This is a genomic window from Chitinophaga sp. 10T418 (assembly GCF_056394125.1).
Window position 1 is genome coordinate 95,306 of sequence record NZ_JBFTHG010000006.1, and the last position, 15,715, is coordinate 111,020.

The following is a 15,715-nucleotide window of genomic DNA, read 5'->3' on the forward strand; positions in this document are numbered from 1 at the left end:
AGCTGTTAGCTATTAGCTTTTAGCTGTTAGTAAATGCAGCGGAGATATTTAAGTATAAAAAGAAAGGAGATCAGGTATTGTACCTGGTCTCCTTTCTCTTTTATGAGGGTTGTTAATCTCCCTGTCGATCGCCGTAGCTATTAGCTATTAGCTATTAGCTGTTAGTAAATGCAGCGGAGATATTTAAGTATAAAAAGAAAGGAGATCAGGTATTGTACCTGGTCTCCTTTCTCTTTTATGGGGGTTGTTAATCTTCCCTGTCGATCGCCGTAGCTATTAGCTATTAGCTTTTAGCTGTTAGTAAATGCAGCGGAGATATTTAAGTATAAAAGGAGACCAGGTACAATACCTGATCTCCTTTATATTATGAGGTTATTAATCTTCCCTGYCAATCTCCGCTGCATTTGCTAACAGCTAAAAGCTAACAGCTAACAGCTGTTTCATCATGCATATCCGTCAATCAGCACTTCATATAACTTCACTTTCAGATCTTCCAGAGATACATCCTGTGTCAGCACCCCGTCCATGGCGTAGGAAACGGTACCTCTTTCCTCAGACACGATAATGGCCAGGTTATCACTATGCTCGGTGATGCCTACTGCCGAACGGTGACGTAAGCCGATACGTGTAGGCAGATTCGGATTTTCGGACACCGGCAATATCACTTTGGCCGCCAGGATCTTATTACCTACTATAATCAATGCACCATCATGCAGGGGACTGTGCTTTTCAAAAATGCTTTCTATCAGCTTGGCACTCACGTTGCCATCAATAGGAATACTGGACGCCGAATCGAATTTTAAACGATAGGTAGTGGCAATTACCATCAACGCACCGGTGGAAGTACTCTGCATTCTGCTTACCGCAACAATGAGTTCATTGATAATATTTTCTTCTTCCTTATAACTCTTAAACTTATCAGGCAGGAATAACTTGGTCAAAAAACTATCCTTGCTCAGTGGTGTCTTCTTTCCCAATACCAGCAAAAACTTCCGGATCTCCGGCTGAAAAATAATAATGATGGCGATGATACCCACATTAATAAAGTTCTGCAGGATAATGGTCAGAATAGGCATCTGTAAAGCCCTGACCAGGAAATAGGCTGCATATACCATCAACAACCCAACGAAAATATTGAAAGCAAGACTACCTTTTAATAAACGATATAATTGAATGATTAAAAAAACAACAATCAGCAGGTCCAAAACATTCAGCCAGCGAAACTCAACTCCATAAAATTGTATTACTTCCTTCATAGTTGTAAAAATAGCAAGATTTAATTAGCCTTTCATTTTCTCCATAATCCTTACCGCTTCTACAGCGGCTTTAACGTCATGTACCCTTAATATATGCGTGCCCTGTTGAAGGGCAATGGTATTCAATACTGTTGTGCCATTCAATGCCTCCACCGGCGTAATGTCCAGTAGCTTATAAATCATCGACTTGCGGGAAATGCCTGTCAGCACCGGAACTCCCAGGATGTCTTTAAACAGATGCAGCTCTTTCAGCAGGGCATAATTATGTTCAATGGTTTTCCCGAAGCCAAAGCCGGGATCCGCAATAAAGTCTTTGATGCCCGCTGCGCGGCACTCCGCCAGCTTTTGTTTCAGATAGTCCAGCACCTCGGTCACTACATTTTCATATTGAGGACGCTGCTGCATGGTAGCAGGCTTGCCCTGCATGTGCATCGCAATATAAGGTACCTGCAACTGCCCAACAACCGGAATCATGTTGGCATCCATATCACCTGCACTCACATCATTAATAATAGCGGCACCGGCATGTACTGCTTTTTCAGCTACGGCGGCATACCAGGTATCTATAGAAATAATAGCAGTCGGATAACGGTTGAGTATAGCGTGAATAGCTGGTAATAAACGATGTAGTTCTTCTTCTGCACCAATCACATCTGCACCGGGACGTGTGCTTTGTGCACCCAGATCCAGGATGGTAGCGCCTTCTTCCAGGTGCTGCTTCGCCTTTTCCATCACCTGGTGCAACTCATGCATACGGTTGCCTTCATAAAAAGAATCTGTGGTTACATTAATAATACCCATCACCGCCGGCGTAGACAGCGACAATAATTGTCCCCTGCAATTAATAGCTGGTGAGGATAATATTTGGATATGGTCTGGTTTCATTTGAATGCGTTAAGTAGTTAGCATGCAGGCGCCTGTTGCCTGATTTTCATATAGTTCTGGCCTTTTACCCGAAATTCTTTATTTTGCCTGCAAATCTAAGAAGGAAAATCAATCATTTCCGAATTTAGGGATTTAGTGCTTTAATTCAGCAACAGATTTACCAGCGGTGTCAACAAAATGTTGCGCTCATCAATTTTAAAGAAAGGTAAATCATGATTGTCCTTATCTTCACGGATCACATTAACCATTAAACTATTTTATGAAGATTATCCTTAACCTGTTGCGTATAATCGTTGGGGTGTTATTCATTTTCTCCGGTCTTATTAAGGCCAATGACCCGTTAGGGCTCAGCTATAAAATGGAGGAATTTTTTGAAGTGTTGCATCTGACATTTCTTTCTCCCTATTCCCTGGCATACTCCATATTGATGAATGCCTTCGAAATCATTGCAGGGGTGGCCGTGCTGGTAGGATACCGCATGCGTATCTTCTCTGTGCTGCTGTTACTGCTCATCATCTTCTTTACCTTCCTCACCGGTTACGCACTGTTCAGCGGCACCATCCGTGAATGCGGCTGTTTCGGCGACTGTATCAAGCTCACCGCAGTAGAAACATTCTGGAAAGATGTGGCCCTGTTAGTGATGATCCTCGTGATTTTCTTCTACCGCAAACAAATACAACCTGTCAAGGGAGCAGGTATTGCCCTGGTGATAGCAACGATCCTGTCTTTTGGTATTCAATGGTATACTTTAAAACACCTGCCTTTTGTTGACTGCCTGCCTTATAAAGTAGGTAATAATATTCCGGAGAAAATGAAACTGCCTCCAGGCGCTACTCCGGACGTGTACGAAATGATGTTTATTTATGAAAAGGATGGTCAGAAGAAAGAATTTACAGCAGACAACTACCCATGGTCAGACAGCACCTGGAAGTTTGTAGACCGTAAAGATAAACTGGTGAAGAAAGGAAATGCAGAACCAGCCATTAAAGATTTCATCCTCACCGATCAGGATGGGGTAAATCAAACCCAGGCCATTTTAGCAGAAACCAAACCCGTATACCTCTTCCTCGTACAAAATGTACAGAAGGCTGGTAGCGGCTGGGACGTGAAAATGAAAGTGCTGCAAGACAAGTGGAAAAATCAGGGTATATTAATATATGGAGTGACAGCTTCCACCAAAGAAGAAATAGCTGCCTTTAAACAACAACATGGCCTGGAGTTTCCGTTTGTACAAATGGATGGTGTAGCCATTAAAACAGCCGGCAGAAGTAATCCCTGCCTGATACTGCTGGATAAAGGTACCATCAAAGGCAAATGGCACTATAATGATATTCCGTAACAGCTTTTAGCCATTAGCTTTTAGCTGTTAGTAAATGCAGCGAAGATCACCTGTTGATTTTTAGTACATTTACTAGCAGCTAATAGCCAATCGCTAAAGGCCAATCGCTAAAGGCCAATCGCTAAAGACTAACTGCTAACAGCTAAAAGCTAAAAGCCAACAGCTATCTATGCTTCGTTTTCTGCTTCGCAAAACAGGTTATGGTATATTGGTACTACTCGGCGTAGTGGTGCTGGTGTTCTTCTTGTTCAATGTATTGCCTGGCGATCCGGCCAGGCTTACCCTGGGACAGCGGGCAGACGTGGCCTCGCTGGAAAACGTACGCAAGGAACTGCATCTCGATCAGCCGGTCGGGGTGCAGTTTCTATATTATCTGAATGACCTGTTGCCGATAGGGGTGCATACACCCGAACAGGCAAAGGAGAATCTGCACTACATAACGGTAGCGCATATATCAAAAGAGAAAATACTGGTGCTGAAAACACCTTACCTCAGACGCTCATACCAGGGCAAAAAGCAGGTATGGGATATTTTAATGGAAGCCTTGCCTGGCACTTTGCTGTTGGCGGTAGCCGCCATGTTGTTTGCTACCATCACCGGCATCGCCATGGGCGTGCTCTCTGCCGTAAAGCAAAACACCTGGATGGATACCGGCGCTGTATTTGCCAGCGTAGCCGGTATTTCCGCTCCATCCTTTTTTGCAGGTATTGTACTGGCTTATCTCTTTGGCTTTGTACTCAGTGATTATACCGGGCTGCATATGAGCGGCAGTCTGTTTGATGTAGATCCTTTCAAAGGCCGGGTACTCAACCTGCGCAACCTGGTGTTGCCGGCCATTACCCTGGGCATCCGTCCGCTGGCAATTATTGTGCAGCTCACCCGCAGTGCCATGCTGGATGTACTCCACCAGGACTATATCCGCACCGCCTACGCCAAAGGGCTCTCCAAATCCAGGGTCATCTGGCGCCATGCGCTGCCCAATGCACTCAACCCCGTTATCACCGCTATCACAGGCTGGTTTGCCGAACTGCTGGCAGGCGCCTTCTTCGTAGAATACATTTTTGGCTGGAAAGGCATCGGTAAAGTCACCGTAGATGCCCTCGACAAATTCGACTTCCCCGTTGTAATGGGGGCTATCTTACTCACCGCAGGCATCTTCGTGCTCGTAAACCTGCTGGCGGATCTGCTCTACACGCTCATAGATCCGAGAATTAAACTGGATTAACGCAAAGGACATCTCCCTACACTAAAAATTTTTTCAACTTTTTGTAACATCCGCTTTTTACAGTCGTCTTCTTTTCAAACGCACTATTCTGCATGTCATTAGAACGATTTCTTACACAGGTGGTCCCAGTCAGGCAAAAGCTTTACCGCTTTGCATTCCGCCTGTTAGGTAATGAGGAAGACGCGCAGGATATCACCCAGGATGCCCTTATGAAAGTATGGGGTATGCAGGAGAAGATGGTGGAGCTACAGAATATGGAAGCCTGGTGCATGCGTATTACCCGCAACCTGGCGCTGGACAAAATCAAGTCCAGGAAGTACCGTATGTCTGACGACCTGGACAGGGCAGGAGAGCTGCCTGCTGTACAACAGCAAAGTCCGCATGCAGCTGCGGAACAGAACGATGTAATGCAAAAAGTGCATGTGGCGATCAATGCCCTGCCGGAAAAATACCGTACCATCCTGCAACTGCGGGACATAGACGGGCATTCCTACCAGGAGATTGCCGACATACTGGATATAGATATGAATGATGTTAAAGTGAATTTGCACCGGGCCCGTAAAACGGTTCGGGAGAAACTACAAAATCTGCAGGTATATGGATTATAACAGGATCAGTGCATTGCTGGAGAAGTATTGGGAAGGGGAAACTTCCCTGGAAGAAGAAGCGGKGTTGCGTGAATTTTTCAGTACTCCTCACCCTGATTTACCGGAAGCGTTGCAGGAGGCGGCTCCTATGTTCCAGTACTTTCATGTGGAGGCAACAAAAGTATGGGAAGCGCCCCCGGCAAAAGTAGTGAAGCTGTCGCCGTTCCGCCACTGGATGAAGTATGCAGCAGTATTGCTGGTAGCCGTTGGCATCGGCTATGCGCTTCAGCAACAGGGCCACCGGCAGCAGGAAGCGATCATTGCCCTGAAGCAGCAGGAAATGAATGATCCGCAGCGCGCACTGGCAGAAACCAAGAAAGCATTACAGCTGCTGGCGAAAAACCTGAACAAAGGGACGTCCAAAATGCAGAAGCTCTCTTATTTCAATGAGGCTACGGCCATTGTAGAAGGAAAAGATTAATCAGCCATTCAAAAACCGATACTAAATATAGAAAGATGAAACGATACCTATTATTATTGATGGCGGTCTTTGCCAGTTTCCACCTCTCTGCACAGCAGGGGAGCGTCATAGACCGGTTTTTCCAGAAGTACGAAAGTGACAGGAGCTTTACGCTGGTCAGTATTACACCCAAAATGTTCAGCATGTTCGCCAAAGTAGAAACGGGCGATGCAGATGCCAAAAACATGATGAAAGTAATTCAGAAATTGAAAGGACTGCGGATCCTTGCTAAAGAAGATACCCGCGAAGGTCCACGCCTGTACAAGGAAGCAGCCGCTTTTCTCAGCAGCGATTTCGAAGAGCTGATGACACTGCGGGATAAAGACAGTGACCTGAAATTTATGGTCAAGGAAAACGCTAAAGGGGCTATCAGCGAACTGATTATGCTGGTAGGCAGCTCCAATGAGTTCATGGCCATGAGCCTGGTGGGCGATATTGACCTCAACGAAATTTCGCTCATTGCCGGATCTGTCAACATCCAGGGAATGGATAAGCTGAAAAACATCAAGAAGAAATAATTCAAAAAAACTCCCATGAAATCATTCATTATTGCTGCCGGTTGTTTTTTATTGTCTGCTTCAGCAGTTACTGCACAAGACAGATGCCTGCGTGAATTCCGCAACAAACACCGGGCGAATGCAGAAGTACACACCGTGTCTCTGGGCGGTTTCAGCATGAAACTGGCGGGTTGGTGCCTGTCATTTGCCGACGATGACGCCGATGCCAAAAGTGTGAAGCGTGCTTTGAATAATGTACGTCGTGTAAAAATATATACCATCTCTAACGTGAACGGTAGTACGGTAAGCGGAGACGAGATTGCGGATTTAAAAAGCAACCTGGAACGCAATGAGCATTTTGATATGCTGATGGAAGTAAGAGATAAGGGAAGCCTGGTGCATATACTCAACAAAGGAAAAGATGATGAGCTGGGTAATGTGGTGATGTTGATCCAGGACGCGTCAGATTTCGTGATTGTAAATCTGCAAACCACCATGAAAATCTCCGAAGTTAACAGCCTGATTCGTCAGTTTGCCTCCAACTGATCCCTGTTTACCTGATCATCACCTCTTTTACAATGTTCTCTCCGAGCATTTCATTCACCAGCTTGATGATCTTGTCTTTAGAATAAGTCAATTCCTGTTTTAGTGGCGCCACTGTTGTAGTTACGATCAATTTATTATCGATCAGCTGGATACTCTGTGTGTAGCGGGCAATGGTTTTACCCATTAGCTTCTCCCAGTTATCCTGGATGCGCACCTCCATGAGACGGGGTTTCATCCTGCTTTTGTTCATAAATTCCCGAAGGGCATCTCCGATACTGGTAGTTCCGTGGCGCATGGTGCGAAGGTACTAAAATTTAGATCTTTATCAGCTGTATTTCAGCGGTAGTTCCCGCAAAGGCTTGTTGCAGGCGGTCTGCGTGCGTATCTGTAATAAACACCTGACCATAACTATCGCTGGCCACCAATGCAATTAGGCGGGTAACGCGCTCCTGGTCAAGCTTTTCAAATACATCATCGAGCAGCAGGAGCGGAGGGAACTTTTTATTTTGACGGATCACTTCAAACTGTGCCAGTTTGAGCGCGAATAAAAAGCTTTTACGTTGTCCCTGGGAGGCGCTGGTTTTCATGAGATGATCATTCAGTAAAAAGAGCAGGTCATCTCTGTGAATGCCGGTGGTGGTGCGTTGCAGCTGCATATCACGGTAACGGGCGGTATTCAGCTGTGCAGCGTAGTCTTCCTCCTGCAGGGTACACTGGTATTGTATATTCACCACTTCATGCGTACCGGAAATATAATCATACAGTTCCTGGACTTTCGGGATAAAGGTTTGGAGGAAAGCCTTCCTGGTTTCGTATACGGGCACGCCGTGCATTACCAGTTGCAGATCGAATACATCGAGCAGGCTATCCTGGTTTTGTCCGGTGGCCGCCATATTTTTCAGGAGGGTATTCCGTTGTAAGAGTATTTTTTGGTAGATGATGAGGTGGTCGAGGTACTCGGGATACAGTTGGGACAAGAGGCTATCGAGCCATTTGCGTCTTTCCTCGCTGCCACCCAGGATGATCTCAGCATCATCTGGGGCAATCATTACGGCCGGAAACTGGCCGATATGCCGGGAGAAGCGGTCGTACTTATCATCGTTCAGGGTGATCTCTTTCCTGCCGTCTTTGACCGTGCAAATGATCTTTTCCGGCTGTTTATTCTTTTCAAGGTAGCCTTCGAGGCGGAATCCGTTGGTTTGGTATTGGGTATTCTGGCTTTCGCTGCTGGTAAAATAGCTGCGGGTAAAGCACAAATAGTAGATGGCGTCGAGCAGGTTAGTCTTGCCGGCGCCGTTTCTGCCGGTAATCCCCACGATCCGGTGCTGGAAGGAAAAGGTCTCCTGCGTGTAATTTTTGAACTGAACGAGTGATATTTTATTAATATAAAGCAAAGAAAAAAGTTATTCGTAATTAATAATATGCGAAAATTCTCAATTGTATAAGTGATAAAAAACCGCACTAATGGGAAGTTCCCTGAGATTCCCGTGCAAATAAATGCAAAACTGTTTGAAATTGATGAATTTGCATAATTTAATGGGAATTAGAATTGATATTTATATTTTAGGATTTTCCTGTTATATTTGCGAACAAATTTAGAAAGAGTGCAAACTAAAACAKACGTGAAGACGAAATTCACCAAAGAGACATATCTGTACTGGTATGAATTGATGCTTTTGCTGCGCCGCTTTGAAGAAAAGACAGGCCAATTGTATGGGATGCAGAAGATCCGTGGCTTTTGTCATTTGTACATAGGACAGGAAGCAATTGCTGCTGGTGCGATGACAGCTACCAAGCCGGAGGATAAATTCATCACTGCTTATCGTGATCATGCGCTGGCAATTGCGAAAGGAATTTCCGCTAAAGCTTGTATGGCAGAACTGTATGGTAAAGCAACCGGTTGTTCGAAAGGAAAGGGAGGCAGTATGCACTTTTTCTCCAAAGAACATGGGTTCTTCGGTGGCCATGGTATTGTTGGAGCTCAGATAGGTACAGGTGCCGGACTGGCGCTTGCAGAGCAATACAAAGGAACAGACAACGTAGTGTTGTGTTTCTTTGGTGATGGCGCTGCCCGTCAGGGTATCCTGCATGAAACCTTTAATATGGCGATGACCTGGAAACTCCCGGTAATTTTCATTTGTGAAAATAACATGTACGCCATGGGTACTTCTGTAGAACGTACCTCCAACGTACTGGATATCTATAAGTTGGCTGACGCTTACGAAATGCCTGCCGATTCTATCGACGGTATGAGTTGCGAAGCGGTGCACGACGGTATCGAAAGAGCTGTGAAACGCAGCCGTGAAAAAGGCGGTCCAACCTTGCTGGAAATCAAGACTTACCGTTACCGCGGTCACTCCATGAGCGATCCGGCTAAATATCGTACTAAAGAAGAACTGGAAGAGTACAAGGAGAAAGATCCAATCAACGAAGTGCTGAAAGTAATTCAGAAAAATAAATGGGCTACTGAAGCTGAAATCGAAGCCATCAACGAACGCGTGAAAGTGGAAGTTGAAGAGTGCGTAACTTTCGCAGAAGAATCTCCATGGCCTGACGATGATGAATTGTTGAAAGACGTTTACGTTCAGGAAGATTATCCTTTCATCGTTGACTAAGCAGTTAGCCATTAGCTTTTAGCTTTTAGGAAATGCAGCAAAGACCATCATATATCATATATTAATCTTCGCTGCATTTCCTAAAAGCTAAAAGCTAACTGCTAAAAGCTTTTTCGTTACCTATTAAATAACCAAGCAATCACAATTACACCTTACAATGGCAGAAACTAAAGATAAAGCCACCGTGCCTCAACCTACAAAAAATGATTTTGACCTGGAGAAATCCATGCACAAAGCAGAAGACTTCTTCTATAAAAACAAAAACGTTATTTCTATTGCAGTAATCGCAGTAGTAGCAGTGGTAGGCGGTTTCTTCGCCTATAACCGTTTTGTTAAACAGCCGAATGAAAACAAAGCACAGGAAATGGTTTTTCATGCGCAAAACTACTTCGCAGTAGATTCATTCAAACTGGCACTGAATGGTGATGGTAATAATTATGGTTTTTTACAGGTAGCTGAAAAATACGGTAGCACACAAGCCGGTAACCTGGCTAAATACAGTGCAGGTGTTTGCTATATCCGCCTGGGTGATTTCCAGAAAGGTATCGACATGCTGAAATCCTTTAGCTCCAACGATCTGTTGCTCCAGCCTACTGCTTACGGTTTGATCGGTGACGCTTACATGGAACTGAACAAAACAGATGACGGTATTGAATCTTACAAAAAAGCTGGTCATTACAATGATAACGAACTGACTGCTCCTGTTTACCTGTTCCGTGCCGGTCTGGCCCTGGAAAAAGCTGGTAAATCCCAGGATGCAATCACCATCTATAAAGAAATTAAAGAGAAGTTTCCACAGACCAACGAAGGTCGTGAAATGGACAAGTACCTGGCTAGACTGGGTGATGTAAAGAACTAGCTAGTGGCAGTTAGCTGTTGGGTTTAGCTAACAGCTAACTGCTAATGGCCAAAAGCTAAAAGAATATGTCCGAGCATAATAAGAGCTTACTAAATGACGCTGGCATTCTCAACCTGGAGGATGCCAGTGTTGTTATGGTGTATACCGAATGGAACGATGCCATTGTGAACGAACTGGTAGCAGGTTGCGATAAAGCCCTGAACCAGTATCGAATCACCAAAACAGATAAAGTACTCGTACCTGGTGCTTTCGAATTACCTTACGCCTGTAAACAATACTGGGAAGCTACCAAAGGCACCGGCAAACAGCCTGGCGCTATTATTGCTTTCGGTTGCGTGATCCGTGGCGAAACACCTCATTTTGATTATGTGTGTAAAGCTGTAACAGAAGGTATTCTTCAATTGAACCTTCAGTTACCTGTTCCTGTTATATTTGGAATATTGACGGTAGATAACGAACAACAGGCGTTGGACAGGCTCGGAGGAGCGCACGGCCACAAAGGAGAAGAGGCTGCCATCACTGCTTTGAAGATGATTGCATTGCAAAGAAAGTTAGCTAAGAGCTAGCAGCTAAACGAAAAAGGATAGCTAACAGCCAGTAGCTAACAGCTAAACAACAAAGGTTAGCTGCAGACTAACGGCTAACAGCTAAAAGCTATATAGATGAATGTACAGTTATTTATACCGTGTTTTGTAGACCAGTTGTTTCCTGAAACCGCTTTTAATATGGTGAAAGTGCTGGAGAAACTGGGATGTAATGTGATGTATAACACGGAACAAACCTGTTGCGGCCAACCCGCCTACAATGCGGGGTATCAGGATGAATGTCGTACAATCGCTACCAAGTTTGTAAAGGATTTTAAAACCTTCGACTACATTGTTGCTCCCAGCGGTTCCTGCACCGGTTTTGTACGTAATTACTATGGCAAATTATTCGATAATTCTGCCGCACATAACGATGTGAAACTACTTAAAAAGAACCTCTACGAGTTTACAGAATTCCTCACAGATGTATTGCATGTAACTGATCTCGGCGCCACCCTCAACGGGGTAGGTACCTATCATGATGCCTGTGGTGCACTCCGGGAATGCGGCATCAAAGAAGGTCCACGCAAACTGCTCGAAAAAGTAAAAGGGCTGGAACTGAAAGAGATGAACGACAGCGAAGTGTGTTGCGGATTTGGCGGTACGTTTGCCGTGAAGTTTGAACCGATTTCTATGGGTATGGGAGAACAGAAGGTCAACAACGCCCTGACCAGCGGTGCAGACTACCTGATTTCTACTGACCTGTCCTGCCTGATGCACCTGGATGGTTATATCCGTAAGCATGGCTCCAATATCAAAGTAATGCACATTGCAGATGTACTGGCCAGCGGCTGGTAGATCGCCATATTAAAATCCGAAAATTTTATACAATATGAACTATTGGCTGGTGAAGTCTGAACCGTTTAAGTACTCCTGGGACCAGTTTGTAAAAGATAAAGTTACTTTCTGGGATGGGGTACGTAACTACCAGGCGCGCAACAATCTTAAAGGCATGAAAAAGGGCGACCAGGTACTGTTCTATCATAGTAATGAAGGAATGGAAATCGTTGGTCTGGCTACCGTGTCTAAAGAGTTTTACCAGGATCCTACCACACCTGATCCTAATTGGGTAGTAGTGGAACTGAAGCCACTGAAACCCTTCAAAAAATTCGTTACGCTTGCACAAATGAAAGCAGAAAAGAGACTGGCTGATCTGTCGCTGATCCGCCAGGGACGCCTGTCTGTATGCGATGTGAAACCGGAGGAGTTTGAAGCCATTATGGAAATGGGTGGTATGAAAAAGTAAATATTTTACAGAGATTATAAACGCGAAGGTTATCTTTCTTACCGGAAGATAACCTTCGGTGTTTTAAGAAAGGAGGGAAGGTTTTTTTTATTGGTTATGGAATTTGCAGCGCGTGAACATCATACAGGAAATTGCGTCATATGAAACATTCCATTTTCCTGACACTCAGCACCGCTATATTAATATTATCTGCTTGTAGCAGCAACAGCTCTTCGGTTGCGAAACAATTATTAGTAGCGCCGGCTCCTGCTGCAACTTTGCCGGAAGAACAGGCAGCAGCGAAAGGGTTTTTATCGGAATCAGCGAAGGAAGATGAGACGTCTCCCACTGCCCTTGATGCTCCGGATAACAGCGACCCGTTACCCATCTCCCAGAAAATTATAAAAAACGGGATCCTCCGTTTTTCTACTTCCGATTTTGACGCATGCCGGAATCGTGTAGCCGATACCGTTAAAAAATACGGCGGCTATATCGCTAATGAAAGCCAGACAAATAACAGCATGGAATGGCGTAATGAACTGGAAATAAAAGTGCCCTCCGCCACATTTGATAAATGTATGGAAGCACTGGCTGGTGGCGCCACACGGGTAGAGGAAAAAAGTATGACATCTACCGATGTGACGGCAGAATATGTAGACCTGGATGCGCGTATGAAAGCACGTATGGCTGTGGAACAACGTTACCTGCAGATATTGCAGCAGGCAAAAAAAGTAGAGGAAATACTGGCTGTGGAGGCGCAGTTGAAAAGTATACGGGAAGAAATTGAATCCGCGAAAGGCCGTCTCCAATACATGGATCATCATGTCGCGTATAGCGGAATTCACCTTACCTATTATCAGACCTTTGCCAATACAGATCCGCAGGCGCCGGGATTTTTCAAACGTTCCTGGTTATCATTTGCAGAGGGCTGGAACAGCTTTTTAGCTTTCTCACTGGGCGTATTAAGTGCATGGCCTTTGTTACTTGGTATTGTTTTTATCTTTATTTTTATAAGACGAGGAATAAGGAAATGGAAATTAAAAAGGGCCATTGCCCAAACCCCAACTAACGTAAATCTATAAACGAATCAACATGAAACCAAGATTGGTGGTGCTGACCGGAGCCGGCATCAGCGCAGAAAGCGGGCTCCGAACCTTCCGCGACTCAGACGGATTATGGGAAGGCTATAATGTATACGAAGTAGCCTCACCAAAAGGCTGGCAACAAAATCCTGCCCTGGTACAGGATTTCTACAATGGCCGCCGCAAAGATGTACAGGCGGCACAGCCCAATGCAGCCCACACAGGGCTTGCAAAACTCGAAGAAAAATTCGATGTGCGGATTATTACCCAGAATATTGACGACCTGCACGAACGTGGTGGATCTACTAATGTGCTGCATTTGCACGGGGAAATATTCAAGATGCGTAGTGTCAATAATGATCACGTAATCTACGATATCCGGGACGATATTAAAATGGGAGACCTGGCAGAAGACGGCGGACAGCTGCGCCCACACATCGTATGGTTCGGAGAAGCAGTGACGATGATTGAAAAAGCCGTAATGGAAGTACAGGCGGCAGATATTTTTGTAGTCATCGGAACCTCTCTGCAGGTATATCCGGCGGCTAATCTGCTGCAGTATGTGAAGTTCAGAACACCTACGTATATCATTGACCGTAAGATCCCATCATTTGAATCCATGCCGAATCAGTTTACTATTGAGAAACCCGCTACAGAAGGCGTGGCAGAACTGATACAATTGCTCTAAGGCATAAAGCATAAAGGTGAAAGCAAAAAGCCATTGAAGCGATTGATTTAAGCGGAGATAATATCCGCACAGATCATCCGCTTCAATGGCTTTTTGCCTTAAGCTTTCAACTAATAAAAAACCTCCCCGCTCTGGGGAGGTATCACAAGTCCTTGGTGCCCGATAGAGTCCATCATAGGAAAACAATAATGTTAGCTTTATTCAAAGCTTTCCTCAAATCTGATATCGTACTCTTCTAATTCTTTTAAAACGGGGTTGTAAATTTCCGGCATGACCGGTATCTGTAAACCTGTTAGCGTTACTTTATCCTGTAGTATGAGTTTTGCCATGATACCCAGTGGGAGGCCCACTGTTTTGGCCATTGCTGTGTGTATGTTGTCTTCGCCCTGGGCGATCATGTAACTGTGCATCCTGGTGGCCATGTTACGGCGCTCGAATTCAATTTCATGCATCATTACAATCATGTCCTTGTCTGCCGGTTCCATTTTCAGTTTGTTCTCCACAAGGAACTGGAGGATGTCCGCATTGGTTTGCTCACCTAAATTTATGACATCTGTGCTTAATAATCCCAGAAATTTTAGCTGGCGGATGACTTTGGACTTTGTACTGACGCCAAGATACTGGGCGATATTCTCTTCCGCGGTGCCTGGTTGCTCTGTCACCAGGGCGCTGGCCCAGCTGGAATAGGTTAATTGCCCGGTGGCAATTTTAGTGGTGTCTTCCGTCAAGCCCAGCTTTATCAGGGCATTCCAGCCTTCGCAGAAGTCGGGGTAGCGGAGGGTGGCACGCATAAATGTGGCCAGTTCTTCCAGCTTGTAGGCCGCCATGTAGCCGAGGGAGTCGCGGTTAGGGTAGAAGGCCAGCTTGCCCAAACCCGGGACCTGTATGGTTTTGGTGTGGTCAAACAGCTGTTCATGATTCAGTTCCTTTACCTTTCCTTTTTCTTTGTAAGTAGCCCCGGAACTGCCTGCCAGCACGATGTTCCGGGCATTCCATGACACTTTGTACTGCCATGGATTATCGTTACTGTCCGGCGAAATAAGGCCGCCACAGTACGATTTAAAGGAAAATATCTGGCCGCCTTTTTTCTCAATAGAATGAATGAGTTTCATGGCGGACATATGGTCGATGCCTGGATCCAGGCCCATTTCGTACATAAAAAGCAAACCAGCTTTTTCTATTTCATCCTGTAGCTTACGTACTTCAGGATCAATGTAGGAAGCGGTGAGCAGGTTTTTCTTCGCTTCCAGGCAATCTTTTGCTACCAGTATATGTAGTTGGGCCGGTAATAAGGAAATAACCAGATCCGTTTCCCGGATGAGTTGCAGTCTGGCGTTATGGTCTTTAATATCAAGCGCCGTAGGCGTTGCATAATAAGATTTTCCTGTTTTGGACTTAATAAGCGACAGGTCGTGATCAGCTACGGTTAAATGCCATTTTTGTCTCGGCGCATTTGTTAACAGATAGTCGATCAGACTGGTGGCCGATTTTCCGGCGCCAAACAACAGTATGTTCTTCATAGTCTTCTTTAGAAAGTGATTAAGAATCAGGGGAATAACAGCTCTTTTGATACTAATGTTCGAATTTAAAGGCAAATTCGGATTTATTCTTCTTATATATATGTTTTCCGTTGATTCGACATATTGATTATCAGTTGGTTAGAAACAAATACTTTGCCAATATTTATATTCTAATATATTAAAGCAGCTTAACATATTGCAGATAAATCAAAAACAGGGTTATTTACCTATAACATAAAGCACCTATAAATGGTTGTCATTCATTGTTTAAATCAATCATATATCGA

General features: G+C 44.8%; 18 protein-coding genes. 13 read left to right on the forward strand and 5 right to left on the reverse strand.

Annotated elements, in window-relative coordinates; translation table 11 throughout:
- Nucleotides 1-443: 443 nt before the first annotated feature.
- A complete protein-coding gene (locus tag AC1DCV_RS18540; RefSeq protein ID WP_133809738.1) occupies nucleotides 444-1,256 on the reverse strand; it encodes a diadenylate cyclase in 813 nt (270 codons plus the stop codon).
- A gap of 24 nt (nucleotides 1,257-1,280) precedes the next feature.
- Nucleotides 1,281-2,141 carry a dihydropteroate synthase gene (folP, locus tag AC1DCV_RS18545; RefSeq protein ID WP_477024551.1) on the reverse strand — a complete coding sequence of 287 codons (861 nt, stop codon included), beginning with the start codon at nucleotides 2,139-2,141 and terminating at the stop codon, nucleotides 1,281-1,283.
- 259 nt (nucleotides 2,142-2,400) lie between these two features.
- Here folP and AC1DCV_RS18550 point away from each other — a divergent pair, with 259 nt between their 5' ends.
- The 6 genes from AC1DCV_RS18550 (at nucleotide 2,401) to AC1DCV_RS18575 (ending at nucleotide 6,855) form a co-directional block, all read left to right on the forward strand.
- Entirely contained in the window at nucleotides 2,401-3,480 is a 1,080-nt protein-coding gene (locus AC1DCV_RS18550; protein ID WP_477024552.1) for a BT_3928 family protein, read from the forward strand.
- 169 nt (nucleotides 3,481-3,649) lie between these two features.
- On the forward strand, nucleotides 3,650-4,705 hold the full coding sequence (locus AC1DCV_RS18555) for an ABC transporter permease (RefSeq protein ID WP_477024553.1): 1,056 nt from the start codon (nucleotides 3,650-3,652) through the stop codon (nucleotides 4,703-4,705).
- 92 nt (nucleotides 4,706-4,797) lie between these two features.
- Entirely contained in the window at nucleotides 4,798-5,313 is a 516-nt protein-coding gene (locus AC1DCV_RS18560; RefSeq protein WP_477024554.1) for an RNA polymerase sigma factor, read from the forward strand.
- A complete protein-coding gene (locus tag AC1DCV_RS18565; protein ID WP_477024555.1) occupies nucleotides 5,303-5,773 on the forward strand; it encodes a hypothetical protein in 471 nt (156 codons plus the stop codon). Before AC1DCV_RS18560 ends, AC1DCV_RS18565 begins: the two co-directional genes overlap by 11 nt.
- A 35-nt stretch (nucleotides 5,774-5,808) precedes the next feature.
- The gene (locus AC1DCV_RS18570) at nucleotides 5,809-6,330 is read left to right on the forward strand and encodes a DUF4252 domain-containing protein (protein WP_477024556.1); all 522 of its coding nucleotides are present in this window, start codon (nucleotides 5,809-5,811) and stop codon (nucleotides 6,328-6,330) included.
- Nucleotides 6,331-6,345: 15 nt separating this feature from the next.
- Nucleotides 6,346-6,855: a DUF4252 domain-containing protein gene (locus AC1DCV_RS18575; protein ID WP_477024557.1), complete on the forward strand. Its 510-nt coding sequence runs from the start codon at nucleotides 6,346-6,348 to the stop codon at nucleotides 6,853-6,855.
- Between the two features lie 7 nt (nucleotides 6,856-6,862).
- Here the strand turns inward: AC1DCV_RS18575 and AC1DCV_RS18580 are convergent, their stop codons facing one another.
- Both AC1DCV_RS18580 and recF read right to left on the reverse strand, forming a co-directional pair.
- Nucleotides 6,863-7,150 (reverse strand): DciA family protein, encoded by a 288-nt coding sequence (locus AC1DCV_RS18580; protein WP_441575107.1) that lies wholly within the window; start codon nucleotides 7,148-7,150, stop codon nucleotides 6,863-6,865.
- 19 nt (nucleotides 7,151-7,169) lie between these two features.
- Nucleotides 7,170-8,249, reverse strand: coding sequence for a DNA replication/repair protein RecF (gene recF, locus AC1DCV_RS18585; protein ID WP_477024558.1), 1,080 nt, complete (start codon nucleotides 8,247-8,249; stop codon nucleotides 7,170-7,172).
- 228 nt (nucleotides 8,250-8,477) lie between these two features.
- Between recF and pdhA the strand changes: the two genes are divergently transcribed.
- The 7 genes from pdhA to AC1DCV_RS18620 all read left to right on the forward strand — a co-directional run bounded on the left by pdhA (nucleotide 8,478) and on the right by AC1DCV_RS18620 (nucleotide 13,908).
- Nucleotides 8,478-9,470, forward strand: coding sequence for a pyruvate dehydrogenase (acetyl-transferring) E1 component subunit alpha (gene pdhA / locus AC1DCV_RS18590; protein ID WP_441575105.1), 993 nt, complete (start codon nucleotides 8,478-8,480; stop codon nucleotides 9,468-9,470).
- Between the two features lie 157 nt (nucleotides 9,471-9,627).
- Nucleotides 9,628-10,329, forward strand: coding sequence for a tetratricopeptide repeat protein (locus tag AC1DCV_RS18595; protein WP_477024559.1), 702 nt, complete (start codon nucleotides 9,628-9,630; stop codon nucleotides 10,327-10,329).
- A gap of 65 nt (nucleotides 10,330-10,394) precedes the next feature.
- Nucleotides 10,395-10,895, forward strand: coding sequence for a 6,7-dimethyl-8-ribityllumazine synthase (gene ribH / locus AC1DCV_RS18600; protein WP_441575103.1), 501 nt, complete (start codon nucleotides 10,395-10,397; stop codon nucleotides 10,893-10,895).
- A 96-nt stretch (nucleotides 10,896-10,991) separates the two neighbouring features.
- Nucleotides 10,992-11,711: a (Fe-S)-binding protein gene (locus tag AC1DCV_RS18605; RefSeq protein ID WP_477024560.1), complete on the forward strand. Its 720-nt coding sequence runs from the start codon at nucleotides 10,992-10,994 to the stop codon at nucleotides 11,709-11,711.
- Nucleotides 11,712-11,745: 34 nt separating this feature from the next.
- The gene (locus AC1DCV_RS18610; protein ID WP_477024561.1) at nucleotides 11,746-12,159 is read left to right on the forward strand and encodes an EVE domain-containing protein; all 414 of its coding nucleotides are present in this window, start codon (nucleotides 11,746-11,748) and stop codon (nucleotides 12,157-12,159) included.
- A gap of 140 nt (nucleotides 12,160-12,299) precedes the next feature.
- Entirely contained in the window at nucleotides 12,300-13,220 is a 921-nt protein-coding gene (locus tag AC1DCV_RS18615; RefSeq protein WP_477024562.1) for a DUF4349 domain-containing protein, read from the forward strand.
- 10 nt (nucleotides 13,221-13,230) lie between these two features.
- Nucleotides 13,231-13,908: an SIR2 family NAD-dependent protein deacylase gene (locus AC1DCV_RS18620; RefSeq protein ID WP_441575099.1), complete on the forward strand. Its 678-nt coding sequence runs from the start codon at nucleotides 13,231-13,233 to the stop codon at nucleotides 13,906-13,908.
- A 197-nt stretch (nucleotides 13,909-14,105) separates the two neighbouring features.
- Here the strand turns inward: AC1DCV_RS18620 and AC1DCV_RS18625 are convergent, their stop codons facing one another.
- Complete coding sequence (locus AC1DCV_RS18625; protein WP_477024563.1) at nucleotides 14,106-15,428, reverse strand: saccharopine dehydrogenase C-terminal domain-containing protein; 1,323 nt, start codon at nucleotides 15,426-15,428, stop codon at nucleotides 14,106-14,108.
- Nucleotides 15,429-15,715 lie beyond the last annotated feature (287 nt).

Coding starts and splice junctions, on each gene's coding strand:
- AC1DCV_RS18540 (WP_133809738.1), bottom strand. CDS start 1,256: ATGAAGGAAGTAATACAATTTTATGGAGTTGAGTTTCGCTGGCTGAAT.
- folP (WP_477024551.1), bottom strand. CDS start 2,141: ATGAAACCAGACCATATCCAAATATTATCCTCACCAGCTATTAATTGC.
- AC1DCV_RS18550 (WP_477024552.1), top strand. CDS start 2,401: ATGAAGATTATCCTTAACCTGTTGCGTATAATCGTTGGGGTGTTATTC.
- AC1DCV_RS18555 (WP_477024553.1), top strand. CDS start 3,650: ATGCTTCGTTTTCTGCTTCGCAAAACAGGTTATGGTATATTGGTACTA.
- AC1DCV_RS18560 (WP_477024554.1), top strand. CDS start 4,798: ATGTCATTAGAACGATTTCTTACACAGGTGGTCCCAGTCAGGCAAAAG.
- AC1DCV_RS18570 (WP_477024556.1), top strand. CDS start 5,809: ATGAAACGATACCTATTATTATTGATGGCGGTCTTTGCCAGTTTCCAC.
- AC1DCV_RS18575 (WP_477024557.1), top strand. CDS start 6,346: ATGAAATCATTCATTATTGCTGCCGGTTGTTTTTTATTGTCTGCTTCA.
- AC1DCV_RS18580 (WP_441575107.1), bottom strand. CDS start 7,150: ATGCGCCACGGAACTACCAGTATCGGAGATGCCCTTCGGGAATTTATG.
- AC1DCV_RS18595 (WP_477024559.1), top strand. CDS start 9,628: ATGGCAGAAACTAAAGATAAAGCCACCGTGCCTCAACCTACAAAAAAT.
- ribH (WP_441575103.1), top strand. CDS start 10,395: ATGTCCGAGCATAATAAGAGCTTACTAAATGACGCTGGCATTCTCAAC.
- AC1DCV_RS18605 (WP_477024560.1), top strand. CDS start 10,992: ATGAATGTACAGTTATTTATACCGTGTTTTGTAGACCAGTTGTTTCCT.
- AC1DCV_RS18610 (WP_477024561.1), top strand. CDS start 11,746: ATGAACTATTGGCTGGTGAAGTCTGAACCGTTTAAGTACTCCTGGGAC.
- AC1DCV_RS18615 (WP_477024562.1), top strand. CDS start 12,300: ATGAAACATTCCATTTTCCTGACACTCAGCACCGCTATATTAATATTA.
- AC1DCV_RS18620 (WP_441575099.1), top strand. CDS start 13,231: ATGAAACCAAGATTGGTGGTGCTGACCGGAGCCGGCATCAGCGCAGAA.
- AC1DCV_RS18625 (WP_477024563.1), bottom strand. CDS start 15,428: ATGAAGAACATACTGTTGTTTGGCGCCGGAAAATCGGCCACCAGTCTG.